This window comes from Paracoccus sp. FO-3 (assembly GCF_006386455.1).
GTDB classification, from domain to species: domain Bacteria; phylum Pseudomonadota; class Alphaproteobacteria; order Rhodobacterales; family Rhodobacteraceae; genus Paracoccus; species Paracoccus versutus.
The window spans coordinates 1-23,031 of the sequence record NZ_VCBQ01000004.1 but is presented as its reverse complement, the minus strand read 5'-3'; the positions used below and the strand labels follow the sequence as shown (position 1 = coordinate 23,031).

At 69.0% G+C, this 23,031-nt stretch carries 27 protein-coding genes and 1 pseudogene; 16 read left to right on the top strand and 12 right to left on the bottom strand.

From position 1 onward, the window contains the following. Positions 1-76: 76 nt before the first annotated feature. The 4 genes from fliP to fliF are packed head-to-tail and all read right to left on the bottom strand — an operon-like array spanning position 77 to position 3,187. The gene (fliP, locus tag FE811_RS01730; RefSeq protein WP_116223171.1) at positions 77-805 is read right to left on the bottom strand and encodes a flagellar type III secretion system pore protein FliP; all 729 of its coding nucleotides are present in this window, start codon (positions 803-805) and stop codon (positions 77-79) included. Continuing rightward, positions 802-1,059: a FliM/FliN family flagellar motor C-terminal domain-containing protein gene (locus FE811_RS01725; RefSeq protein ID WP_072461405.1), complete on the bottom strand. Its 258-nt coding sequence runs from the start codon at positions 1,057-1,059 to the stop codon at positions 802-804. Before FE811_RS01725 ends, fliP begins: the two co-directional genes overlap by 4 nt. Positions 1,060-1,061: 2 nt before the next feature. Beyond that, positions 1,062-1,622, bottom strand: a complete 561-nt coding sequence (locus FE811_RS01720) for a hypothetical protein (protein ID WP_116223172.1) — start codon at positions 1,620-1,622, stop codon at positions 1,062-1,064. Further along, positions 1,619-3,187 (bottom strand): flagellar basal-body MS-ring/collar protein FliF, encoded by a 1,569-nt coding sequence (gene fliF / locus FE811_RS01715; protein WP_116223173.1) that lies wholly within the window; start codon positions 3,185-3,187, stop codon positions 1,619-1,621. Before fliF ends, FE811_RS01720 begins: the two co-directional genes overlap by 4 nt. 114 nt (positions 3,188-3,301) lie before the next feature. Here fliF and fliL point away from each other — a divergent pair, with 114 nt between their 5' ends. The 14 genes from fliL (at position 3,302) to kynU (ending at position 14,697) form a co-directional block, all read left to right on the top strand. After that, positions 3,302-3,784 carry a flagellar basal body-associated protein FliL gene (fliL, locus tag FE811_RS01710; RefSeq protein WP_036751574.1) on the top strand — a complete coding sequence of 161 codons (483 nt, stop codon included), beginning with the start codon at positions 3,302-3,304 and terminating at the stop codon, positions 3,782-3,784. Continuing rightward, entirely contained in the window at positions 3,781-4,128 is a 348-nt protein-coding gene (locus tag FE811_RS01705; protein WP_036751577.1) for a hypothetical protein, read from the top strand. The genes fliL and FE811_RS01705 overlap by 4 nt, the downstream gene beginning before the upstream one ends. After that, on the top strand, positions 4,121-4,663 hold the full coding sequence (locus tag FE811_RS01700; protein ID WP_116223174.1) for a MotE family protein: 543 nt from the start codon (positions 4,121-4,123) through the stop codon (positions 4,661-4,663). Before FE811_RS01705 ends, FE811_RS01700 begins: the two co-directional genes overlap by 8 nt. Before the next feature lie 8 nt (positions 4,664-4,671). Further along, positions 4,672-5,538 (top strand): flagellar motor stator protein MotA, encoded by an 867-nt coding sequence (motA, locus tag FE811_RS01695; protein WP_116223175.1) that lies wholly within the window; start codon positions 4,672-4,674, stop codon positions 5,536-5,538. Then, on the top strand, positions 5,535-5,816 hold the full coding sequence (locus FE811_RS01690) for a hypothetical protein (protein ID WP_116223176.1): 282 nt from the start codon (positions 5,535-5,537) through the stop codon (positions 5,814-5,816). The genes motA and FE811_RS01690 overlap by 4 nt, the downstream gene beginning before the upstream one ends. Next, positions 5,813-7,894: a flagellar biosynthesis protein FlhA gene (locus tag FE811_RS01685; RefSeq protein WP_140846486.1), complete on the top strand. Its 2,082-nt coding sequence runs from the start codon at positions 5,813-5,815 to the stop codon at positions 7,892-7,894. Before FE811_RS01690 ends, FE811_RS01685 begins: the two co-directional genes overlap by 4 nt. Then, entirely contained in the window at positions 7,891-8,649 is a 759-nt protein-coding gene (locus FE811_RS01680) for a flagellar biosynthetic protein FliR (protein ID WP_116223178.1), read from the top strand. Before FE811_RS01685 ends, FE811_RS01680 begins: the two co-directional genes overlap by 4 nt. Beyond that, positions 8,646-9,752 carry a flagellar type III secretion system protein FlhB gene (flhB, locus tag FE811_RS01675; RefSeq protein WP_116223179.1) on the top strand — a complete coding sequence of 369 codons (1,107 nt, stop codon included), beginning with the start codon at positions 8,646-8,648 and terminating at the stop codon, positions 9,750-9,752. Before FE811_RS01680 ends, flhB begins: the two co-directional genes overlap by 4 nt. Further along, a complete protein-coding gene (locus tag FE811_RS01670; RefSeq protein WP_116223180.1) occupies positions 9,749-10,135 on the top strand; it encodes a hypothetical protein in 387 nt (128 codons plus the stop codon). Before flhB ends, FE811_RS01670 begins: the two co-directional genes overlap by 4 nt. Positions 10,136-10,685: 550 nt before the next feature. Then, a complete protein-coding gene (locus tag FE811_RS01665; protein WP_036751594.1) occupies positions 10,686-11,330 on the top strand; it encodes a TetR/AcrR family transcriptional regulator in 645 nt (214 codons plus the stop codon). A gap of 120 nt (positions 11,331-11,450) precedes the next feature. Further along, the gene (locus FE811_RS01660) at positions 11,451-11,789 is read left to right on the top strand and encodes a hypothetical protein (protein ID WP_024842717.1); all 339 of its coding nucleotides are present in this window, start codon (positions 11,451-11,453) and stop codon (positions 11,787-11,789) included. 2 nt (positions 11,790-11,791) lie between these two features. Then, positions 11,792-12,079, top strand: coding sequence for an I78 family peptidase inhibitor (locus FE811_RS01655; protein ID WP_083539021.1), 288 nt, complete (start codon positions 11,792-11,794; stop codon positions 12,077-12,079). Positions 12,080-12,406: 327 nt separating this feature from the next. Further along, positions 12,407-13,456, top strand: a complete 1,050-nt coding sequence (locus FE811_RS01650) for a substrate-binding domain-containing protein (RefSeq protein ID WP_116223181.1) — start codon at positions 12,407-12,409, stop codon at positions 13,454-13,456. After that, positions 13,453-14,697, top strand: a complete 1,245-nt coding sequence (kynU, locus tag FE811_RS01645) for a kynureninase (RefSeq protein WP_116223182.1) — start codon at positions 13,453-13,455, stop codon at positions 14,695-14,697. The genes FE811_RS01650 and kynU overlap by 4 nt, the downstream gene beginning before the upstream one ends. 45 nt (positions 14,698-14,742) lie before the next feature. On the opposite strand, the gene FE811_RS01640 is transcribed toward kynU, so the two are convergent. Genes FE811_RS01640 through surE form a run of 3 tightly spaced genes read right to left on the bottom strand, consistent with a single transcriptional unit; the run spans position 14,743 to position 17,400 of the window. Then, a complete protein-coding gene (locus tag FE811_RS01640) occupies positions 14,743-15,915 on the bottom strand; it encodes a LysM peptidoglycan-binding domain-containing protein (RefSeq protein WP_084196877.1) in 1,173 nt (390 codons plus the stop codon). A 31-nt stretch (positions 15,916-15,946) separates the two neighbouring features. Next, entirely contained in the window at positions 15,947-16,597 is a 651-nt protein-coding gene (locus FE811_RS01635) for a protein-L-isoaspartate(D-aspartate) O-methyltransferase (protein WP_036751599.1), read from the bottom strand. Positions 16,598-16,605: 8 nt separating this feature from the next. Beyond that, positions 16,606-17,400 carry a 5'/3'-nucleotidase SurE gene (surE, locus tag FE811_RS01630; RefSeq protein WP_036751602.1) on the bottom strand — a complete coding sequence of 265 codons (795 nt, stop codon included), beginning with the start codon at positions 17,398-17,400 and terminating at the stop codon, positions 16,606-16,608. Positions 17,401-17,590: 190 nt separating this feature from the next. Between surE and FE811_RS01625 the strand changes: the two genes are divergently transcribed. Together FE811_RS01625 and FE811_RS01620 are read left to right on the top strand one after the other, a co-directional pair. Continuing rightward, positions 17,591-18,514, top strand: coding sequence for a sulfite exporter TauE/SafE family protein (locus tag FE811_RS01625; RefSeq protein ID WP_036751604.1), 924 nt, complete (start codon positions 17,591-17,593; stop codon positions 18,512-18,514). Then, entirely contained in the window at positions 18,511-19,308 is a 798-nt protein-coding gene (locus FE811_RS01620) for a TIGR02186 family protein (RefSeq protein ID WP_072461417.1), read from the top strand. The genes FE811_RS01625 and FE811_RS01620 overlap by 4 nt, the downstream gene beginning before the upstream one ends. On the opposite strand, the gene FE811_RS01615 is transcribed toward FE811_RS01620, so the two are convergent. From FE811_RS01615 to FE811_RS01595, 5 genes and pseudogenes are all read right to left on the bottom strand, one after another. After that, positions 19,295-20,440, bottom strand: a complete 1,146-nt coding sequence (locus FE811_RS01615) for a GNAT family N-acetyltransferase (protein ID WP_036751608.1) — start codon at positions 20,438-20,440, stop codon at positions 19,295-19,297. The two genes, FE811_RS01620 and FE811_RS01615, sit on opposite strands and share 14 nt — an antisense overlap. Positions 20,441-20,471: 31 nt before the next feature. Then, complete coding sequence (locus FE811_RS01610; RefSeq protein WP_036751610.1) at positions 20,472-21,227, bottom strand: glycerophosphodiester phosphodiesterase family protein; 756 nt, start codon at positions 21,225-21,227, stop codon at positions 20,472-20,474. Further along, positions 21,227-21,667 (bottom strand): RidA family protein, encoded by a 441-nt coding sequence (locus tag FE811_RS01605; protein WP_024842728.1) that lies wholly within the window; start codon positions 21,665-21,667, stop codon positions 21,227-21,229. The genes FE811_RS01610 and FE811_RS01605 overlap by 1 nt, the downstream gene beginning before the upstream one ends. Positions 21,668-21,676: 9 nt before the next feature. Beyond that, positions 21,677-22,132 (bottom strand): YbjN domain-containing protein, encoded by a 456-nt coding sequence (locus FE811_RS01600; RefSeq protein ID WP_255469575.1) that lies wholly within the window; start codon positions 22,130-22,132, stop codon positions 21,677-21,679. 43 nt (positions 22,133-22,175) lie between these two features. Next, positions 22,176-23,031, bottom strand: a pseudogene (locus FE811_RS01595) (chromosome segregation protein SMC); the annotation flags it as partial.

Sequence of the window (23,031 nt, the reverse complement as noted above, 5' to 3'; positions counted from 1 at the left end):
CTGAAAATATCGGAACGACATGACCTTGCGGATGCGCCGGCCCCAGGCTGGCCCGGAACGTCCGGCGAACGGTTTGTTATTGATAGCTGCGCACCAGCGCGGCCGCAATCATGCCCCAGCCGTCCACGACGACAAAGAAGGCCAGCTTGAAGGGCAGGGCCACCACGACGGGCGGCACCATCATCATGCCCATCGACATCAGCACGGCCGAAACCACAAGGTCGATGATGAGAAAGGGCAGCGCGACCAGGAAGCCGATCTCGAACGCCCGCTGGATCTCGCTCAGCATGAAGGCGGGGATCAGCACCGACAGCCGGTCGGGCGATGCCTGGGGATCGGGGGCGATCTCGGCCAGGGTGGCCAGCATCTCGGGGTCGGTGCGATGCTCCATGAAGCCGCGGAAGGGCACGATGCCGCGCTGGAACGCCTGTTCGACGCTGATCGCGCCATCGCGCAGGGGGGCGCCCGCAACCTCCCAGGCCTCGGTCAGCACCGGGCTCATCACGAACCAGGTCAGGAACATGGCCAGGCTGACGATCAGCATGTTCGGCGGCGATTGCTGCAATCCCAGCGACTGGCGCAGGATCGACAGCACGGTCACGATAAAGGGAAAGCAGGTCACCATGATGGCGATCCCCGGCGCCAGCGACAGCGCCGTCATCACCGCCAGAAGGGTGATCGAATGCCGGCCGATGCCGCCGACCACCGCATCGAGGCCCGCCGCGTCGATCAGCGGCAGATCCTGCGCCGCCGCAACTTGCGGCGGCAGCAACGCAGCAACAAGGACAAGGGCAAGCCGGATCACGATGCGCTGGCCGGGCCAAGGATGCGGACGCAAAGCCGGTTGCCGGTTTCATCGCCCGAGACCAGTTCCCCCCGCGCGATGACCTTGTCGCCGACGCAGATCTCGACGCCGTCCGACATGTCCTGGTCCAGGGTCAGCACGTCGTCCGGCCGCAGGCGCGATAGCTCGGCGACGGTCAGTTGCGTGCCGCCCAGCCGGATGGTGATTTCCACCTGGATCTGGTCGGTGGCGATAAGGCTGGCAAGATCGTCCATGATCAGTCCTCGGTCTTGATGTCGTCGATGATGGCCTTCAGCTCGGCCCCGGCCGCGGCAGGGTCAAAGAGGATCGTGCCCTGACCGGCAACCAGCTCGACCATCTCCCGGCCCGGCGGCAGGTTCTCGATCCGAACCTGGGGAAATTGCGCGCGGGCCAGGCAATCGGCCAGGTCCGGGTGCAGGTCTTGCGGGCAACGGACCACCAGCGCGCGGTCCGGCGCATGCTCGACGATGCGCGCCACCTCCTCGGCCAGGGCAAGCCGCAGACGCTCCCTTTGCGAGCGCGGGCCAAGCAGGTCCACCAGCGCGTGCAGCACCGGCGCCAGCGCCTTGCGGAGATCGGCGCGCAACGCGGCCTCTTTTTCCTGGCCGATCTGCATGTCGCGGCGAAACTCGGCCAGCGCCTGGGTCAGCGCATCCAGGCTGGCCTCTCGTCCCTCGGCCAGGCCCTTTTCATAGCCGCATTGAAAGGCTTCCTCGCGCTCGATCGCGGCGGCCAGCTGCCCGGCATCCGCAGCGCCCGAGGAAAACGAATCAAGCCGAAGCGCGGCAGGTCTCATAGCGCATCCTCACGTTTCTCGATCCAGCCCGACAGGATCTGCAGGCTTTCGTCCTTGCGCGATTTCATCAGTTCCTTGAGCCGCCCGACCGGATCGCCATCCTCTGCCCCCATGGGCGTGAAGTCGATCTCGGGGACGATGCTGGCCTGGGCCGGCAGGGGGTCGCCCTCGGCCCTGGCGGCCGCCAGCGCCGCCGGCGGCTCCGAGCGGTCCAGCAGGGCCGGCGCCGGATTGCCCGCGGGCCTCGAGCGAAGCAGCGGGCGCAGCAGGAAGGCCGCCAGCGCCAGCGCGAAAAAGCCGACCAGCGCGAGGCGGATCAGCCCGTTCAGGTCCAGCCTGGACAGGAAACCGCCGGTGCTGGCCAGGGTGCCCGCCTCGGACAGCGAGGCGAAGGCCAGCGATTTCACGGTGATCGCGTCGCCCCGCCCCTCGTCGAAGCCCACGGCCGAGGCGACGAGTTCGCGAATCGCCTGAAGCTCGGCCTCTTCGCGCGGCACCAATGCGGTTTCGCCATTGGCCTCGGTCCGGGCGACGCCGTTCACCAGCACGGCGACGGTCAGGCGCCGCGTGGCGCCGGGCTGGCGCGTCACCTCGCGCGTGACCTTGCTGACCTCGAAATTCGAGCGCTGGCGGGTTTCCGACCGCGACGAGCGGCTTTGGTCGCCGGCATTCTCCTGGCCCTCGGGCAGGTTCGAGGCAGCCGTGACCGCGCCCTGCTGCGCATTGCTGCTTTCGTCGGCGCTTTCCTCGCTTTCCTGCGAGATCAGGGCGCGTTCCTGCGGGTCGAAGCGCTGCTCGGTCAGCAGTTCGGATTCGTTGACCACGTCCAGGTGCAGCTCGACGATGGCGTTGCCATGGCCGACATGCGCGGCCAGGATGCGCTCGACATTGCGCTTCATCTCGGCCTCGCGATCCTCGCCGGCGAAATCCTCGCCCGAGGAAATGACGCCGCGTTCGCCGTCGATCACCGCCACCCGGTCCGCCGACATGCCCGGCACGCCCGAGGAAACCAGGAACTTCAGCGCCTTGGCCTGGCTGCGGTTGATCGGCGTGCCGTCGGTCGTCAGCGTGACCGAGGCGGTCGCCTCGGCTTCGCGCCGATAGCCGCGGCCCTGCGGGACCGCCAGGTGCACGCGCGCCGCCTTGACGTTCGGCAGGGCCAGGATGGTGCGGGCCAGCTCGCCCTCCTTGGCGCGCCAATAGGCGGCGTCGAACATCTGCGAGGTGGTGCCGAAGCCCGACATGCCGTCCAGGATTTCATAGCCCTTGCCCCCGGCCGAGGGCAGCCCCTCGCCGGCCAGCATCATGCGCAATTCGTCGCGCCGGCTTTCCGCGACCCAGATCGAATCGCCCCGGATCTGATAGGGAACGCCGGATTTCTCGACCGCGGTCATGACGGCGCCGGATTGCTGCGAATCCAGCCCCGAATACAGCAGCGCCATGCCGGGCCGGCTGGCCAGCCAGGAAAGCCCGGCAATGGCGGCAAAGGTGAACAGGAAGGCAGCCGCCAGCACGGCCCTTTGTCTTGCGCTTCTTTCGCGCCAGTAGTCCTGCAGCTTCAGCAAAACCGTCCCCTTCGAATCGCCGTGATCCTTGTCGCGACCTTCATGGCACGGGGGCGATTAAGAATTGGTTAGCCCGCTGGTGATATCCAGTCCCCGGACGGACGGAGAATCACCATGACCGATGTCGCCGACATCAACGCGGAAGAAAAAACCGGCGGGGGGATTAAGCGCATCCTGCTGCCGCTGGGGCTGGCCCTTGTCCTGGGCGGGGCGGGCTTCGCCTCGACCTGGCTTGGCTTCTGGTCGCCCATGTCGCTTCTGGCGCCCAGGCAGGAAAAGGTGCAGCCCGTGGCCGCGCCGGCCGTGGCTTTCGTCGACATTCCCCAGATCGTGCTGACGCTGGCCGGGCCGCGGGCGCGGACCCTGGTGATGACGGTCAAGATCGAGACCGACCAGAACCGCCGCGCCGAGGTCGAGCACCTGATCCCGCGCCTGCTGGACAGCTTCAACGGCTTTCTCACCGACATAGACCCCGCGGCTTTCGAAAAGCGCGGAATATTGGACATCGTCCGCGACGAGCTGGCGACGCGTGCCGTCTTCGTCCTGGGCAAGGAGGCGTTCACCGATGTCCTCATCACGGAGTTCAGGATCCAATGACGATTGCGCAGCTTTTACAGGTCGTTCTGATCACCTTCACCATCGGGCTGTCGGGATTCTGCTTCATGCTGGCCCGCCGGCTGCGCAAGCTGAACGACCTGGAGACCGGCCTGGGCGGCGCCATCGCCGTCATGACCAGCGAGATCGGCCGGCTGGAGAAATCCATCCTGCTGGCCAAGGCCGAGGCCACCGCCGCCACCCAGGCCCTTGCCGACGAGATCGAGCGCGCCAAGCAGGAACGCGCCTTCTGGATGCTCCAGCAGAAATTCGCCGAGCCCGGCCCGCAGCGGCCGAACCGGCTGCAACGCCGCCGGCGGCGCGAGGGGGCGGTGGCCGATGCGTAAGCCGGTCCTGTCGATCCTGGGCGGCGTGATGATCCTGGCCGCGGCCGGCCAGGCGGCGATGCTGATGGACGGGCTGTCGCGCCTGTCGGCCCATGCCGTGCCGTCCGAGCTGATGGCCGGCTGCACCGATGTCCCCGAAGCGGTGGCCCTGGCCGAGACGCTGCGCGAACGCGCCTTGCGCATCGACCGCTACATGCAGGACATCGAGCGTCGCAAGGCCGAGATCGCCTCGGCCGAAAGGCGGCTGACCGAGCGGCTTATCGAACTGCGCAAGCTCAAGCAGCATATCGCCCAGAACAACCGGGGCCAAAGCCAGGCGCAGACCGAGGACATCGCACGGCTGATCGCGGTCTACGACCAGATGAAGCCGGAACAGGCGGCCATGGTCCTGTCGAACCTGCCGCCGGATTTCGCCGCGCAGATCCTTGCCCGCGTCCAGCCGGAAACCGGCGCACGGATCATGGCCTCGGTCGAGCCGGGCCATGCTGCGGTCCTGACCTCATACATGGGCGCCCTTCGGGCCCCCGGGAAGTAGGTGAACAGATGTTCGGCATGATCGGCATTGTCGTGACCTTCGCGATGGTCTTCGGCGGCTACCTCCTGGCCGGCGGAAAGCTGGGGGTCATCCTGCATTCGCTGCCCTTCGAGATGATGATGATCGGCGGGGCGGCGATCGGCTCGTTCCTGCTGTCCAACGAGACGGTGGTGATCAAGCAGGCGCTGGGCGGCATCGGCCGCTCGCTCAAGGGGCCGCGCTGGCACGAATCCGACGTGCAGGACGTGCTGTGCCTGCTGTTCCAGCTGCTGCGGATCGCCCGCGCCAGCCCGGTCGAGCTGGAAGAGCATATCGAGAACCCCGGCTCCTCGCCGATCTTCCAGGCCTATCCGCGGATCCTGGCCGACGAGCATGTGGTGACGCTGATCGCCGACACCCTGCGCTCGGCCAGCCTGAACTACGACGACCCCTATCAGGTCGAGGAGATGCTTTCGCAGCGCATCGGGCTGATGAACGAGGAAGCCATGCATGCGCCGCATGCGCTGCAGAACATGGCCGACGCCCTGCCGGCGCTGGGAATCGTCGCCGCCGTGCTGGGCGTGATCAAGACCATGAGCTCGATCGACCAGCCGCCCGAGGTGCTGGGCAAGATGATCGGCGGCGCCCTGGTCGGCACCTTCTTGGGCGTGTTCCTGGCCTATGGGCTCGTCGCGCCCTTCGCCCAGCGGCTTGGGGCGGTGACTAGGCAGGACCAGGCCTTCTACGACGTGATCAAGTCGGTGCTGATCGCCGGGCTGCACCAGCATGCGACCAACCTTTGCGTCGAGGTGGGCCGGCAATCCGCGCCCGAACATGTCCGCCCCTCGTTCGGCGATGTCGAGAACGCGCTGCGCGAGCTGAAGAGGGCATCGTGATCACGGTGCTGATCCTGTCCGCGGCGCTTGCCGCCGGACCCGGCCCGGACGGGGCGCCGACCCGCGACGGCCTGATCCGCGAGGCGACCGACCGGCTGCTTTACGGCGAGCCGCTGCCGGCCGACATGGGCGACAGGCTGATGCGGCTTTCGCCCGCGGACCGGATCGAAGTCCTGATCTTTCTCAGGCGCTCGGGCATGCTGGCCGGCCCGGCCTGGAGCATCGAGCGCCTGCTTGAACCCGCCAGACCCCCCAGCCCCCAGGGAGCCCAGGAATGAGCCTTGCCGAGACATCCGCAACCGGCTGGGCGGCGCGGCCGCTGATCATCACCGGGGTTCTGCTGCTGATCGTGCTGTCCATGGTCATCCCCATGCCGGCGCGGCTGCTGGACCTGGGGATCGCACTGTCCATCGCCAGCGCGACGCTGATCCTGGTGATGGCCTCGCTGGTGGAAAAGCCCACCGATTTCCAGGCTTTCCCGGTCCTGCTGCTGGTCTCGCTGCTGATCCGGCTGTCGCTGAACATCTCGTCGACGCGGCTGATCCTGACCGATGGCCAGAACGGCACCGCCGCGGCGGGCCATGTCATCCAGGCCTTTGCGGAATTCGTCGCCGGCGGCTCGCTCCTGGTCGGGCTGACGGTGTTTGCCGTGATCACGGTGGTGAACTTCATGGTCATCACCAAGGGGTCGGGGCGCATGGCCGAGGTCTCGGCCCGCTTCGCGCTGGATTCGCTGCCCGGCAAGCAGCTGGCCATCGACGGCGACCTGAACTCGGGCGCCATCGACCATGACGAGGCCAAGCGCCGCCGCGCCCGCGAACAGCGCGAGATCAGCTTCTTCGGCTCGCTCGACGGCGCGTCGAAATTCGTCAAGGGCGACGCCATCGCCGGCCTGGTCATCACGCTGATCAACCTGTTCGTCGGCTTGGCCGCGGGCGTGCTTTTGCACGGCATGCCCCTGGGCGAGGCGATGAGCACCTATTCCAAGCTGACCATCGGCGACGGGCTGGTCAGCCAGATCCCGGCGCTGATCACCTCGATGGCGGCGGCGCTGCTGCTGTCGCGCGGCGGCGCGACCGAGACGACGGCGGACCTTCTGTCGCAGCAATTCCTCAGCAACTGGCAGATGCCCTTCATCAGCGCGGTCGGGATGCTGGTCATCGGCATGGTGCCCGGCATGCCGACGCTGGTGTTCTTCGGCCTGGCGGCGGTGCTGGGCACGACGGCCTGGTTCATCCGCGCCCGCCAGGACAGGGCGGCCCCCAGGGCCGCGCCGGACGAGCCCCGGAACGCAGCGCCCGCACCGACCCGCATCGGCGACGTGCTGGACACCGACGAGATCTGCGTCGAGATCGGTGCGGGGCTGATCGTCAGCGCGCTGGACCCGGCGCGCGGGCTGGGCCAGCGCATCACCAACCTGCGGCTGCATATCGCCCGCGCCTACGGGCTGATCCTGCCCGATGTCCGCATCACCGACGGCACCGGCTTCCAGGACGGCGAATATGTCATCCGGCTGCACGGCGTGGTGCGGGGCAAGGGCGTCCTGCGGCCGCAGGGCGTGCTGGCCTTGGGTGCGGAATCCACGCTCGAGGGGCTTGCGGGCGAAAGCGTGCGCGAGCCCGTCTACGACAGCGCCGCGCGCTGGATCGCCCCGGAATGGCAGGACGAGGCGGCGATCGCCGGCGCCACCGTCGTCACCCCGATGGAGGTTCTGTCCACGCATCTGATGGAGGTGGTCAAGACCAACCTGCCCGCGCTTCTGACCCTGTCCTCGATGCAGCGCATGATCCGCGAGCTGTGCGGCATTTCGGACGAGCATCGCGCCCAGGTCAACCAGCGCTTCTTCGACAGCATGGTGCCCGACAAGGTGTCGCCCGAGATGCTGCTGGCCGTGCTGCGCGGCCTGCTGGAGGAACGCATCTCGATCCGCAACCTGGTTCTCATCACCGACGCGGTTCACGAATCGCGCAATGCCGCCTCGCCCGAGGCCGTCTATGAACAGGTGCGCAAGCGCCTGCGCGGCCAGATCACCGAACAGTTCCTGGATCAGGACGGCTATCTGGGGTTGCTGCAGCTGCATCCGCAATGGGAGGCCGAGATCGCCCGCGGCGAGGCCGAAGGCGCCAGGGCCGGGGCCAGTGCCGTCCCGCAGATCCAGAAACGCCTGGCCGAGGCCGTCCAGGCCACCCTGGCCGGCCTGTCCCCCGGACTGGAGGTGGTGCTTGCGGTGCCCGATCACCGCAGGCGCCTGGTGCGGATGATGCTGTCCTCGGCCGGGATCGCGACGCCGGTGCTGGGGCTGGACGAGATCGACCCCGCCGCGCAGATCCGGCTGCGCGGCACGGTGGCGCCATGACGCAATTCCTGGCCGATCCGCGCCTGGCGGCCATGCTGGCCACGCTGATGCTGACCTATTGCCGGGTGCAGGCCTGTTTCGCGATGCTGCCGGTCTTTTCCGAACGCGCCCTGCCGGTGCGGGTGCGCGCCGCGCTGGCCATGGCGGTCACGCCCCTGCTGGCGGAAGGCGCGCAGTCCCTTGGGGACATCGGCAGCCTGCTGCACCTGGCCGCCCTGGCCGGGGCCGAGATCCTGACCGGGCTGGTGCTGGGCGGGCTGGTGCGGCTCTTCGCGGTGGCGCTGGACATCGCGGCGACGGCCATGGCCGCGACCGCATCGCTGTCGCAGCTGATCGGCGCCGCCAACGAATATTCCCCGCATCCGATCGGCAACCTGATGCACCTGGCGGGCCTCGCCCTGCTGATGGCCCTGGGCTTTCCGATCCTCGCCTTCGACCTGTTGCGCGAAAGCCTGGTGCTGCGGCCCTTGGGCGACTGGCCGCAGGTCTCCGAGGTGCTGTCCAGCGCCGTCGCGCTTGTCGGGCAGGGCTTCGTCCTGGCCATGCTGCTGGCGGCGCCCTTCATCCTGGGCGGGTTCCTGTTCCAGGTGCTGTCGGGCATGATCAGCAAGGTCATGCCCACGCTGCCGGTCGTCTTCATCGTCGCCCCCGGCGCGATCCTGCTGGCCTTGCTGGCGCTGGTCGTGCTGGCGCCCTCGATCCTGTCGGTCTGGGCCGATGCGGTCCTCGGCAAGATGGGAACGCTGCTGCGATGAGCCAGGAAAGCAGCGACGACAAGCAATTCGACGCCTCGGAAAGCAAGCTGCGCAAGGCGCGGCAGGAAGGCGACGTCCCCCGCTCGGCCGAACTGCAATCGGCGCTGATGTATCTGGGCTTCTGGTTCGCGGCGCTGTTTGCCAGCGCCTGGGCCGCGCCGGCATGGATCGGCATGGCCGCGCGCGCGCTTGGCGGCGAGCCCTGGCCCGACGGCGAGGGCCGCGCCGTCACCGACCTGGCCCGCGCCCTTGCGGGACAGGCGGGGCTGGCGACCCTGGCCGGCGTGGCGATCATCGCCTTGCCGATCCTGCTGGGCATGGTGGCGCAGCACTCGGTCGTGCTGACGCCCAAGAAGCTGCTGCCCGATTTCAAGCGCATCAACCCGGTCAAGAACGCCGCGCAGAAATTCGGCAAGAGCGGGCTGGTCGCCTTTGCCATCTCGCTGGGAAAGGCGCTGCTGGTCGGGGTGGGCGGCTGGTTCCTTTACGCCTCGCTCCTGTCCTGGCTGATGGCCTCGGGCGCCATGCAGGATCTGCAATGGGTCGAGGGGCTGGGCCTGATCCTGCGCCGGGCGGTGCTGCTGGCGCTGGGGATCGGCGCGGTCTTCGCCGTCATCGACCTGATCTGGAAGCGCCGGGAATACCTCAAGCGGCACCGCATGTCCCGCCAGGAGATGCAGGACGAGCACAAGGAGAACGAGGGCGACCCCCACCTGAAGGCCGCGCGGCGGCAAAAGGGCGTGGACATCGTGCTCAGCACCATGCTGGCCGATGTCGAAAAGGCCGATGTGATCATCGTCAACCCGACGCATTTCGCCGTGGCGCTGGAATGGAAGCGCGGCAGCGGCCGGGCGCCGGTCTGCCTGGCGAAAGGGGTGGACGAGGTCGCCCGCCGCATCCGCGAGCGCGCGCAGGAACACCAGGTGCCGATCTGGTCGGATCCGCCCTGCGCCCGCGCGCTGCATGCCACGGTCGAGATCGGGCACGAGATCAGGCCCGAGCATTTCGCCCCGGTCGCCGCCGCGATCCGCTTTGCCGAGGCCATGCGCAAGAAGGCACGCGAGGGCTGGGGCGGCGCCCCCCGCCGCAGGGAGGAAGCATGAGACAGGACCGCGACGCGCTGGCCGGGCTGGAACGGATCGCCCGGCTCAAGGCGGATATGGAGATGCGCCGCCTGGCCGCCTTTCGCGCCCATGTCGAGGCGACGCGCCATCGGATCGGCCAGCTGGAGACCGAGCTTCAGGCGATCTATCGCGCGGACCAGCCGTTTTCCGTGGCCGAGGCGCGGCTGACCAACGCGCTGGCCGGGGAACGCAGCCGGGCGCTGCTGGCCGCCGAGGAAGAACTGGCCCGGATCCTGCCCGGCTATGAGCTGGCCCGGCAGGCGGCCGCGCGCGAATTCGGCCGCGGCGAGGCCGTGCAGGCGCTGCGTAAGGATCTGGTTGCGCAGGCGCGGCGCGACAGGGCGCGGCGGGGCGGCGGATGACGGCGCGGGCCTGCGACAAAACGCCGCTAGCCCGGCAAGCTGGAGGGCAGATGCCTGCCCGGACCGACAGGCCGGCACCGCCGCAGGCAAGCGCGCGCCGGTCGGCCCATTCCCGGCCGGTCAGGCGTCCTGCCCTGCCCGACGGCCGGCCTGGCCGGGGCGGCGACCGTGGCCGATCCAGGAGCCCCGCGCAGGCGAATCATGCCAAGCGGGCGTGGCGCCTGCGAATTTTTTTCGCGCCCGCGGCCTTCCCATCCGGCCGGCGCGGGGCGATGCGGGTCGGCAAAATGCGCCGCTTCTTCAGGTTTTTGCCATCCGCGTCACAAGGCCGCCCCGGCAAAGACGATTCGCTATTGATCCAACGGAGATGCTGGGCCAATCAGGAAACAACTTTTAGACATATTGTACTTCACCGCGCAGAACCTTTGCAACGAATCCGGTTTGCCCTTATGGAACGGGAAGGCTCGATTTGCGTCGGCGTTACGGTGTCTGAGTTCCGTTCTGCGGGACACGCAGGGCAGGTTAAGGAGTAATGAGGGGGTTCTAGCGGATGCCTAAGGCTCTTCCGGTAACGCGTGGTCGCAAATTCTTGCAGGTGCTGGAGGGCGCCCGGACCATTTTTCTGCGCGACGGCTTCGAGGGGGCGAGTGTCGATGACATCGCCCGCGAGGCAGCAGTGTCCAAGGCGACGCTCTACAGCTATTTTCCCGACAAGCGCGTCATGTTCATGGAGGTTTTCCGCAACGAGCTTGCCCGCGAGGCGGCCGATGCCAGCGCCCTGATCGAGGTCGAGCTGCCGGTCGAGCAGGTGCTGCCCTTCATCGTCCAGATCATCTCGGCGCATATGATCTCGGAATTCGGGCTGCGGATCTTCCGGGTCAGCGTGGGCGAGGCCGAGCGCTTCCCCTCGCTCGCGCAGGAATATTACGAGTCGGGGCCGGCGCTGCTGCGCCAGCAGCTGATCGGCTATCTGGAGCGCTGCATCGAACGCGGCGAATTGCGCATTCCCGACCTGGAACTGGCCGCCGACCAGCTTATCGAGCTGGCCGGGGTCACGATCCACGACCGCGCCCTGTTCCTGGGACCGCAATCGGTGGACAAGGAGCTTCTGCGCAAGGTGAACCGCAGCGCGGTGGCCATGTTCCTGTCCTGCTACGGCAACGGCCGGAACGCACTGGCCGAGGCGGCCGAATAGGCCGCCGCACCCGCGGTTTCGCGGCAACGCCGCGCCGCAATCGTCAAGGCGCCGCTTCTCATTCCGACGCCGCGCCCTTATGCTGCCGCGCCAGAAATTCCCTTACTGGATGATTGCCCGATGACCCGAGCCCTGATCGCGCTTCTTGCCCTTGCCCCCCTGGCCGCCTGCGCCCCGGCCTATGCGCCGGCGCCCGAGCCGGTTCCGGCCGTCGCGCCGCTGCCGCCCGTGCCGGTGGCCGGTGTCAGCGGGCTGGAATCGCGCGAACCCGACGCCTGCCATGCCAAGAACTATGTCTCGGCCCTGGGCCAGCCCGGCAGCATCATCCCGACCCTGGGCGTGACCCGCGATTATCGCGTCGTCGAATATCGCGGCATCGAGCCGCAGGAATACGATCCGCTGCGCATCGTCTTCCGGCTGGATGCGGCAGGCAATATCTACAATATCGATTGCGGCTGACGATGCGGAGGATCGGGCGTTTCCTGCTGCTGGTGCCGCTTTGCGCGCTGGCAGCCTGTGCCGAGGCCCCGCCCCCGGCGCAGCCGCCGGCGCCGCAGGCCGACAGCTGCAACGCGGCGCCGTTCCGGGGCCTGGTCGGCCAGCCGCGCGCGGTGCTGGACAGGATGATCCTGCCCGCCGGCACCCGCATCATCGGCCCGCGCGATGCGGTGACGATGGATTACCGCGCCGACCGGATGAATTTCGAGATCGGCGAGAACGGCCGGATCGCCAAGATCGGCTGTTATTGACACGCATGGCTGCGGCGGGCGGAACCGCCGCGCCCCCATGCGACGCGCTTGCGGCATGACGAAGTCCTAGGCCCCAGGGGCCTTTGGGTCGGAAGAACGCCGCATTCCTGGCGGCCGGTTCCGCCGGGCCGCGCCTTTCGCGATATGCGCTACGATATGGGGCCGGCCAGCCCGGCTGCGCCGCGCCGGGCTGGACCCAAGGCGCGGCCGATCCGGCGAGGGCCTTGCCTTGCCGCGCGCCATGCCAGGATCGCGGCTATGGACCGGTCGGGGCGGATGCTCTAGACATTTCCGGGGCAAGCAGGCGGCCCAAGGAGGAGCTGAGAATTGGCCACGCTGAAGGATGTCGCGCGGGCCGCCGGGCTGTCGATCACGCAGACCAGCCGGGCGCTGAACGACCATTCCGATGTGAACGAGACGACGCGCAAACGGGTCAAGGCCGTGGCGCGGTCGCTGAACTATCAGGCCAATATCTCGGCGCGCAAGCTGGTGACCGGGCGTTCGGGCATGGTGGCGCTGGTGGTGCCGCAATCGACCAACCTGGCCGAGGACGGGCTGTTCATGGAGGGCGTCGCCGGGCTTTCGGCGCAATTCTCGGGGCGCGGCATGCAATTCGTGCTGCATGTCACCCGCCCGCAAGAGCCGGTCATCGAGGTCTACAAGCGCCTGATCGGCAACGGGGTTCTGGACGGTTTCGTGCTGTTCAGCCCCTCGGACGACGACCCGCGCGCGGCCTTCCTGCGCGACAACGACATCCCCTTCGTGGTGCATGGCCGCATCGGCCCGGCGCCCGACCACGCCTATTTCGACATCGAGAACGAAGGCATCCTGCACCAGATGGCCAGCCACCTGACCGGGCTTGGCCATCGCCGCATCGCGCTGATCAACGGCCGGCCGGGGCTGAGCTTCGCCTCGGCCCGGCTGCGCGGCTATCGCCGGGCGCTGGAGCAGGCCGGCATCGCCTTCGACCCGGCGCTGACCCGGCACGGCGAGATGACCGAGGCGCTGGGGCTGGTCTCGACCGTCGAGATGTTCCGCCAGGGCGACCGGCCCCCGACCGCGATCATCTGCAGCCATGTCCATATCGCCAAGGGCGTCTACAAGGCGCTCGAGGCGCTGGGGCTGGGGATACCCGGCGATGTCTCGGTCATGGCGCATGACGACCACCTGCCGGCGCTGCGGGCCTCGGCCTTCTTCCCGGCGCTCAGCGTGACCAAGGCACCGCTGCGCGACAGCTGGGAGCCGCTGGCCGATTGCCTGGCCGGCCTGCTCGAGGGCCGGCCGCTGAAGGAATTGCAGCGCGTGGGCCCGCATGAGCTGATCATCCGCAACTCGACCGGCCCGGCGCCGGAGCCATTCGACAAGGACGAGCCATGACCCTTCCCGACCGTGCCACGATCGAGGCGATGGACGCGCAAGACCCGCTGCGCCACCTGCGCGACGCCTTCATCCTGTCCCCGGACGAGGTCTATCTGGACGGCAATTCCCTGGGCGTGCCGACCCACGCCGCGCAAGAAGAGCTGCTGCGCGCCGCCCGCGACGAATGGGCCGGCCAGCTGATCCGCAGCTGGAATGGCGCCGGCTGGTTCGACCTGCCGGTCGAACTGGGCGAGCGCATCGGCCGGCTGGTCGGCGCGGCGCCGGGGCAGGTGGTGGTGGCGGACACCACCTCGGTCAACATCTACAAGGCGCTGCATGCCGCCATGGCGCTGCGGCCGGGGCGCCGCACCATCGTCGCGGAAAGCGGCAGCTTCCCGACCGACCTCTATATCGCCGAGGGCGTCGCCTCGACCCTGCCCGGCGCGCGGCTCCGGCTGGAGGGCGTCGACGGCGCCACCATCGAGGATCTGCTGGATACCGATGTCGCCGCCGTGCTGGTCAACCATGTGAACTACAAGACCGGCGAATTGCGCGACATGGCGGCCCTGACTGCGCGCATCCAGGCGGCCGGCGCCATCGCCGTCTGGGATCTGTGCCATTCGGCCGGGGCGCTGCCGGTGGAACTGGACGCGGCGGGGGCGGATTTCGCCGTCGGCTGCACCTATAAATACCTGAACGGCGGGCCGGGTTCGCCGGCCTTCGTCTATGTCGCGCACCGGCACCTGGGGCAGGCGCGCCAACCGCTCAGCGGATGGTGGGGCCATGCCCGGCCCTTCGCCTTCGAGACGGGATACGAGGGCGACCCCGGCATCCGCCGCTTTCAATGCGGCACCCAGCCGATCCTGTCGATGCGGGCGCTCAAGGGCGCGCTGGCGATCTGGGACGGGGTGGACATGGGCGCCTTGCGGGCGAAAAGCCTGGCCCTGACCGATCTGTTCATCCGGCTGGTCGAGGCGCGCTGCGCCGGGCTGGGGCTAACGCTGGAAAGCCCGCGCGAACCCGCCCGCCGCGGCAGCCAGGTCGCCTTCGGCCACGACCACGCCTGGCCGGTGATGCAGGCGCTGATCGCGCGCGGGGTGATCGGCGATTTCCGTGCGCCCTCGACGCTGCGCTTCGGCTTTGCGCCGCTCTACCTGCGCCATGTCGACGTGCTGCGCGCGGTCGAGGTGCTGGAGGAGGTGCTGAAAAGCGCAAGCTGGAAAGACCCGCGCTTTGCCCGGCCCGCCGCCGTGACCTGAGGGACGAATGCGCCCCGCGCCTCGCCGCAGGGCGCGGGGGCGGGCCTAGTTCAGGTATTTCTCGGGATCGACGCTGTCGAAGCCGTTGCGCACCTCGAAATGCACGACGCCCTGGCTGCGGGCCTTGCCCAGCGGGGTGCCGGCGCTGACGGACTGGCCCTTGGTCACGGCGACATCCTCGAGCCCGGCATAGACGGTCATCAGGTTGCCTTCGTGGCGCACGACGATGATCGGCACCTGGTCGGTGTCGCGGGTGATGGCGGCGACGGTGCCGCTGCCGGCGGCCGCAACCGTGCTGCCGGGTGCCGCGGAAATGTCGATGCCGTCGTTCTTGCCCTTCTGGTAGGTGCGGATGATGGCGCCGTTGGCGGGCATGCGGAACTTGCCGCTGCCCGAGGCGGCGGTGCGGGTCTGGCCCAGGTCGGGGCCGGCCGGCTTGTTCACTGCGCTGGCGGCGGGCTGCGTGCGCTCGTTCGGCAGGGGCTCGGCCGAGGATGGCGGCCGGGGCGTCGGGCTTCCGGTTCCGGGCGCGGTGACGACCGCCGTGGCGGGGCGGCTTTGCCCGGCGACGGGGATCAGCAGGCGCTGGCCGGTGCGCAGCGTCATCTGCTGCGTCAGCCCGTTCCACTGGGCCAGGTCGTTGACCGAGACATTGTATTTGCGGGCGATGGACCAGGCCGTCTCGCCGGCGGCGACGACATGCTGGCGGGGCTGGCTGGCGGCCGGCAGGGTCTGCGCCGTCACCGCCCCCGCCGCCCCCGCGGCCGGGGGCACGTTCGGCTGCCGCACGCCCTGCCCGGCAAAGGGATCGCTGACCTGCCCGGTGGACGAGACGACAGGCGCCGCCGCCGGCACCCCGGCGGAAACGCGGCGCGGCAGGGCGACCACCGCGCCGGGGTTCAGCACGGTATTGGCCTCGATGGCGTTGTACCTGGCCAGTTCGGCCGCGTTCAGCCCCAGCCGGGCGGCGATGGTGGCCACCGTATCGCCCTGCCGCGCGATGGCGACCTGGTAGCCCGGATAGGAGATCACGCCGCGCTGGTCCGGCGCCGGACGGGGCTGGGCCCGCGCCGCCGCCCCGGAGGTTTCCAGCCCGCCCCGGCCCCAACGCCGCAGGTCGGGGTCGAAATTGCTGAAATCCAGGCCACCCTGCGGCCCGCAGGACGCCAGCGCCACCGCAGCGCCGGCGAGCATCGCCAACTGCCTGATCTTGATCATCTGCCCGTTCCTCACTCTGGACGGCCGGGGGTCATGTCTGTCCCAACCCCTCGACCAGCGGCACGAAGCGCACCTGCCGCAATTCGTCATAGTCAAAGCCGCTTTCGCCGCGCCGCACGCGGATCAGGGTCTGGACCGCATCCGACTGCCCGACCGGCACCACCATGATACCGCCGATCTTCAACTGCGCCAAGAGCGGGCCCGGCGGATCCTCGGCCGCCGCCGTCACCATGATGCGATCGAAGGGCGCCTGCTCGGGCAGCCCGCGCGAGCCGTCGGCGACCAGCGCTGTGATGTTGGGCAGGCCCAGGTGGCGAAACAGCGCCTCGGCCTCGGCCACCAGCCGGCGGTGGCGGTCGATGGTATAGACCCGGCGGCACAAGAGCGACAGCACCGCCGCCTGGTAGCCCGAGCCGGTGCCGATCTCCAGCACCTTGTCGCGCGGCCCGACCTCCAGCGCCTGCGTCATCAGCCCCACGACCGAGGGCTGGCTGATGGTCTGGCCGCAGGGAATGGGCAGCGGCGTGTCGTCATAGGCGCGATCCTCGAAATGGCCGCGCACGAACTCGCCGCGGTCGATGCGCTCCATCGCCTCCAGAACGCGCGGATCCGTGACCCCGCGCTGCCGCAGCGCGAACAGGAAGCGCATCTTGCGTTCGGCGGTCTCGGGATCATCGCTCATGCCCAGGTTCAGCCCTCCTCCAGCACGCCGCGCAATTCGGCCAGGGTCTTGTGGCAGGTCAGGTCCGGCCGCATCGGCGTCAGAGAGATATAGTCGCGCATATTCGCGTCCACGTCACTCTCTGGCGTGGCCTGCGCGGTCTGCGAGCCGCCCAGCACCCACAGGAACCGCCGCCCGTTCGGGGCGTGATAGGGCTCGACCTCGAAGCGGACGCCCTGGCGGCGGCCCTGGGGCGCGACCCGCGTGCCCTTGACCGAGGCCGCGTCGCAGGGCGGGAAGTTGATGTTGTAGAACAGCCGGAAATCCTGGTCCGAGGTCCAGTCGCCGTAATCCAGCAATTGCCGGATCAGCCGCGGCCCATGCATCCGGGCCGCCTGGAACGGATCGTCCAGCGCCGCGGTGCGCTGGCCCATGTATTGCGACAGCGCGATGGCGGGCAGGCCCTGCAGCGCCGCCTCCATCGCGCCGCCCACGGTGCCGGAATACATCACGTTCTCGCCCGAGTTGTTGCCGCGGTTCACGCCCGACAGCACCAGGTCCGGGGGATTGTCCCGCATCACGTCGGCGATGGCGGCCAGCACGCAATCGGCCGGCGTGCCCTCGGCGGCATAGCGGCGCGGGCCCAGCTCGGCAATCAGCGTCGGGTGGACATAGCTGATGCAATGGGCGACGCCCGACTGCTCGAAGGCGGGGGCGACGGTCCAGACCTCGCCGCCCGGACCGGCGACCTCGGTTGCGATCGCCTCCAGCGTCTCGAGTCCCGGAGCGTTGATGCCGTCGTCGTTGGTAATCAGAATGCGCATGGTCTTCCCTGTCCGGCGGCCGCGCCGGGCCGCTGTCCACGCCGCCCGCGTCCCTTGCCGTTATCTGCCCGTCCCATCTGCTTTATCCGCGCCACAGGCTTGCGACAACCCGCCGGAAGGGCCACGGAAGCGTTTGACGCAGGGCTGTTGCCGGGGCAGCATCGGGACAAGGCAATAAGCCGGGCAGGACATGCAGATCTATCTTCCCATCGCCGAAGTGGCGGTCAATGCGCTGGTGCTGATCGGCCTGGGCGGCATCGTCGGGCTGATGTCGGGCCTGTTCGGCGTCGGCGGCGGCTTCCTGATCACGCCGCTCTTGTTCTTCATCGGCATTCCGCCGGCCATCGCGGTGGCGACCGGCGCCAACCAGGTCGTCGCCTCGTCCTTTTCCGGCGTGCTGGCGCATGTCAAGCGCAAGAGCGTGGATTTCCGCATGGGCTGGGTCTTGCTGGGGGGCGGCCTTGTCGGTTCCTCCGCGGGGGTGCTGCTTTTCAACATGCTGTCGCGGCTGGGCCAGGTCGACCTGGTGGTGCAGCTTTGCTATGTCGTCTTCCTGGGCCTGATCGGCGCGATGATGCTGCAGGAAAGCCTGCGCGCGCTGCACCGCGCACGCCGCAGCGGGCCGATCAAGCCGATGCGCCGCCACCAGCACGGCTGGGTCCACAAATGGCCGCTGAAGATGAAGTTCCGCGCCTCGGGGCTTTACATCAGCGCGATCCCGGTCCTGCTGGTCGGCGCCGCCGTGGGGGTGCTGGGCGCGATCATGGGCGTCGGCGGCGGCTTCATCATGGTGCCGGCGATGATCTACCTGCTGGGGATGCCGACCAAGGTGGTCATCGGCACCTCGCTGTTCCAGATCACCTTCCTGTCGGCCTATACCACGCTGATGCATGCCGTCTCGTCGAATACGGTGGACGTGATGCTGGCGGTGCTGCTGATCGTCGGCGGCGTGACCGGGGCGCAGATCGGCACCCACCTGGGCGCCCGGCTGCGGGCCGAGCAGCTGCGCATCCTGCTGGCGCTTCTGGTGCTGGGGGTCTGCGGCAAGCTGGCGCTGGACCTGTTCCTGCGCCCGGACGAGCTTTATTCGATCACGCCGGGGATCCTGCCATGATCCGGCACGCGCTTTTCGCCGCCCTGGCGCCGGTCCTGCTGGCGCTGCCGGCGAATGCGCAGCCGGCCACCCCGCAGCCCCCGCCCGAGCAGATCGTCGCCGGGCTGTCGCGGGACGACGTGGACATCACCACCAGCTTCGACGGTTCCGAGATCATCATCTACGGCGCCATCAAGCGCGAGACGCAGATCCCGGCGGGCGCGCCCCTGGACGTGATCGTCACGCTGGAGGGGCCGGCCCAGGCGCTGACCGTGCGCCACAAGGAACGCCGGCTGGGCATCTGGATCAATACCGGCCGGGTCAGCGTCGGCGCGGCCCCCAGCTTCTACGTGGTGGCGACGACGCGGCCCCTGCACCTGATCCTGCCCACGGCCGAGGACCAGCGCCACCGCATCTCGATCCCGCTGGCGATGCGCGCCTTTGCCGGGCCGATGGAGGTCGAGGATGCCGTGCCCTATACCGAGGCGCTGATCCGCCTGCGGCGCGCGGCCGACCTTTACCGCCAGGACGACGGCGCCGTGCGGCTGGCCGAGCAGACGCTGTTTCGCGCCGATGTCCGCCTGCCCGCCAACCTGGTCGAGGGCGTCTACAGCACCCGCATCTTCCTGTTGCGCGACGGCCGGGTCATCGACACCTTCCGCGCGCCCATCGAGGTGCGCAAGGTCGGGTTGGAACGCTGGCTCTATCGCCTGGCGCTGGAGCAGCCGTTCATCTACGGCATCATGTCGCTGGCGATCGCGGTGGCGGCGGGCTGGGGCGCCTCGGCCGCGTTCCGGCTGGTCAAGCGTCCCTGACCTCGCCGCGGCGGAACGGACCCATCTCGGCCAGGATCGCCATTTCCTGGTCCACGGCCTCGCGTTCGCGTTCCAGGTAATCGGCGATGGCGTCGTGAAAGCCGCGGTCGGCGACCCAATGCAGCGAATGGGTCTGGCTGGGCATGTAGCCGCGCATCAGCTTGTGTTCGCCCTGCGCACCGGCCTCGACGCGGGACAGGCCATGGGCGATGGCCCAGTCGATGGCCTGGTGATAGCACAGTTCGAAATGCAGGAACGGGTGGTCCTCGGTGCAGCCCCAATAGCGGCCGTAAAGCGCGTCGCTGCCGACCAGGTTCAGCGCCCCGGCGACGGGGCGGCCGTCGCGCAGGGCCAGGACCAGCAGGCAGTCGTCGCGCATTGTCCGGTGCAGGATGTCGAAGAAGGCGCGGGTCAGGTAGGGCCGGCCCCATTTGCGCCCGCCGGTATCCTGGTAGAAGGTCCAGAAGGCGTCCCAATGCTCGGGCCGGATCTGGTCCCCGGTCAGGCTGCGGATGCTGCCGCCGAAAGCCTGCGCCCGCTCGCGTTCCTTGCGGATCGCCTTGCGCTTGCGCGAGGACAGCTGCGCCAGGAAGTCGTCGAAGCTGGCATAGCCCCGGTTCAGCCAGTGGAACTGCTCGCTGGCGCGGGGCAGGAAGCCGGCCGCCTCGCCCAGCCTCGCCTCGGCCTCGGTGCAGAAGGTGACATGGGCGCCGGACAGGCCCGATTGCTGCGCGAATTGCGCCATGGCCGCCAGCAGCCCGCGCCGCACCGCCGGGCTGGACGCGATCAGCCGCGGCCCGGTGACAGGGGTAAAGGGCACGGCGCATTGCAGCTTGGGGTAATAGCGCCCGCCGGCCCGCGCATAGGCCTGCGCCCAGCCGTGGTCAAAGATGTATTCGCCCTGGCTGTCGGTCTTGACATAGCAGGGCGCGACGCCCGCGACCTGCCCGTCCAGCCGCGCGACCAGGTGGCTTGGGTGCCAGCCCGTCCCCTCGCCGACCGAGCCCGATTGCTCCAGCGCCGACAGGAAGCGATGGGTGGTGAAGGGGTTGGCGCCCGCCCCGCAGCCGTCCCATTGGGCGGCGTCGATCCCGGAAATCGCAGGCAGGACGGAAACGGCAAGCTCGCTCATGGGGGCAACATAGGCGCGGGCGCGGCGATTGTCAGGGCTTGGCGGGCAGGTAATGCTCGAATGTGATGTTGTCGGCGACGCGGCGCGCCTCGGCCTCTTCGGCGGCCGAGCGCACGGTCCAGCACAGCACCGGCACCCCCCGCGCCTTCAGCGCCGTCACCGCCGGATTGGCCAGGTCGCGGCGGTCATGCGAGATGAAGCCGGCCCCCACCCGGTCGAAATCGGCGATGGCGGCCAGATGCGCGCGGGTTTCGGCGTCCAGCATGTCCCAGTCCTCGGCCTCATAGCCGCAGGTGGTCAGCCCCACCGTCACCCCAGGCGCGGCGGCATGGAAGGCCGCGACCGCATGGGGGTTGAAGGACATGACCGCGACCGGGCCGTCATAGCCGGCAAGCAGCCGCGCCACCTCGGCCTGCAACGCGCCCACCTCGGCCGAGGAGCGCAGGCTCTGGTCCTTGATCTCGATCAGCAGCGGCACCCGGCCCGCGACCTCGGCCAGCAGTTCCGAGAGCGTCGGGATATGCTCGGCGGTGCCCATGATGCGCAGCATGGACAGCGCGTCGATGCCCAGGGCGCTGACCAGCCCCTCGGCCCCGGTCAGCCGCGGCAGGTCGTCGTCGTGAAACACCAGCGCCGTGCCGTCCGCGGCGCGCTGGATGTCGCATTCGATGCCGTAGCCCGCAGCGATGGCGGCGCGAAACGCCGCCATGCTGTTTTCCGGCACGCCCGGCCCGTGCAGCCCGCGATGGGCGATGGGCAAGCGCAGGAAATCCGGGTCAAGACCCATCAGGCGAACTCGAAGATCGCCTCGACCTCGACCGCGACGCCGCGCGGCAGGGCCGGGGCCGAGACGGCGGCGCGGGCATGGCGGCCCTTGTCGCCGAAGACCTCGACCATCAGGTTCGAGCAGCCGTTGATCACCTCGGGCTGGTCGGTGAACTCGGGCGTCGAGTTGACGAAGCCGGTCAGCTTGACCACCCGCACCACCCGGTCCAGCGACCCCAGCGCCGCCCGCGCCTGCGCCAGCAGCGCCAGGCCGCAGCCGCGCGCCGCCTCGGCCCCTTCCTCGACCGCCAGGTCGGCGCCGAGCCGCCCCTTGGCCGGGCTGATCTGGCCCGAGACGAACAGCAGGTTGCCCGTCATCACATAGGGCACGTAGTTCGCCGCCGGCGCGGGCGCGTCGGGCAGCGTGATCCCCAGCTCTGCCAGTTTCGTCTCGATGGACATGCTTTTCTCCTACCAGTCGATGAAGTCGCGGAAATCGCTCAGCACGATGCGCCAGGCATCCAGCGCGTCGTCGAAATTCTTGCGCCCGATGCCGTCGCCTGCAACCCCGATATCCATCTCGATGAAGGGATCGCCGGTCTCGTCCAGCCAGACCTTGCCGAAACGCTTCTCGCGGTTCCAGCGGTTCGCCATGCTCTCGGGCATCGAATCGTCCAGGTCGAACCCGGCCGAGAACTGGATCGCGCCGCAGGTCTTTTCGCATTGGTAGAAGTAGACCTGGAAGCTGGTGCCGTCGATGCGGCTTTCGATCAGCGGATCGCCGGCGCCGTCGGTGGTCAGCTTGGCCGGCAGGCCGAAATCCGTCATCAACAGGCGAATCACCTCGGGATCGCCCATGACCTGCGCCTGTGCCGCGGGCGCCTGGATCAGCGCCGCCAGCACAAGAGGAACCAGGGTTCGCATCATCTTCTCCGTTGCGGAAATCGCGCGCTGATTACCGCTTTGCGCGTCAGGCCACCAGAGCCTCCGCGCGCTTCAGATCCACGCTGACCAGCTGGCTCACGCCCTGTTCCACCATGGTCACGCCGAACAGCCGGTCCATGCGCGACATGGTGACGGCATGGTGCGTGATCACAAGAAAGCGGGTCTCGGTCCGCCGCGTCATCTCGTCCATCAGGTCGCAGAAGCGGGTGACGTTGGCGTCGTCCAGCGGCGCGTCCACCTCGTCCAGCACGCAGATCGGCGCGGGGTTGGCCAGGAAGACCGCAAAGATCAGCGCCAGCGCCGTCAGCGTCTGCTCGCCCCCCGACAGAAGGCTGAGCGTCGAGAGCTTTTTCCCCGGAGGCTGGCACATGATCTCCAGCCCCGCCTCCAGCGGGTCGTCGGATTCGACCAGCACCAGCCGCGCCTCGCCGCCGCCGAACAGATGCGTGAACAGCGTGGTGAAATTGGCGTTCACCGTGTCGAAGGCGGCCAGCAGCCGCTCGCGCCCCTCGCGGTTCAGGCTGCCGATGCCCTGGCGCAGCTTGCGGATCGCCTCGGTCAGATCCTCTTTCTCGGTCGCCAGCCGGTCGCGCTCGGTCTCCAGCTCGCGCTTGTCCTCGTCGGCGCGCAGGTTCACCGCGCCCAGCGCGTCGCGGCTCTGGCGCAAGCGGGCGATCTGGTCCTCCAGCGCCTCGGGGGCGATTTCCTCGACCTCGCCCAGGGATTCCAGCAGCGCCTCGGGCGTGGCTTCCAGTTCCTCGTGGATGCGCAGGCGGGCGGCGGTTTCGGCCTGGATCGCGGCCTCGGCGCGGGCCTCGCGGGCGGCGCGGGACTCGCGCGCGTCGGATGCGGCGCGCTCGGCCTCGCGCTCGGCCTCGGCG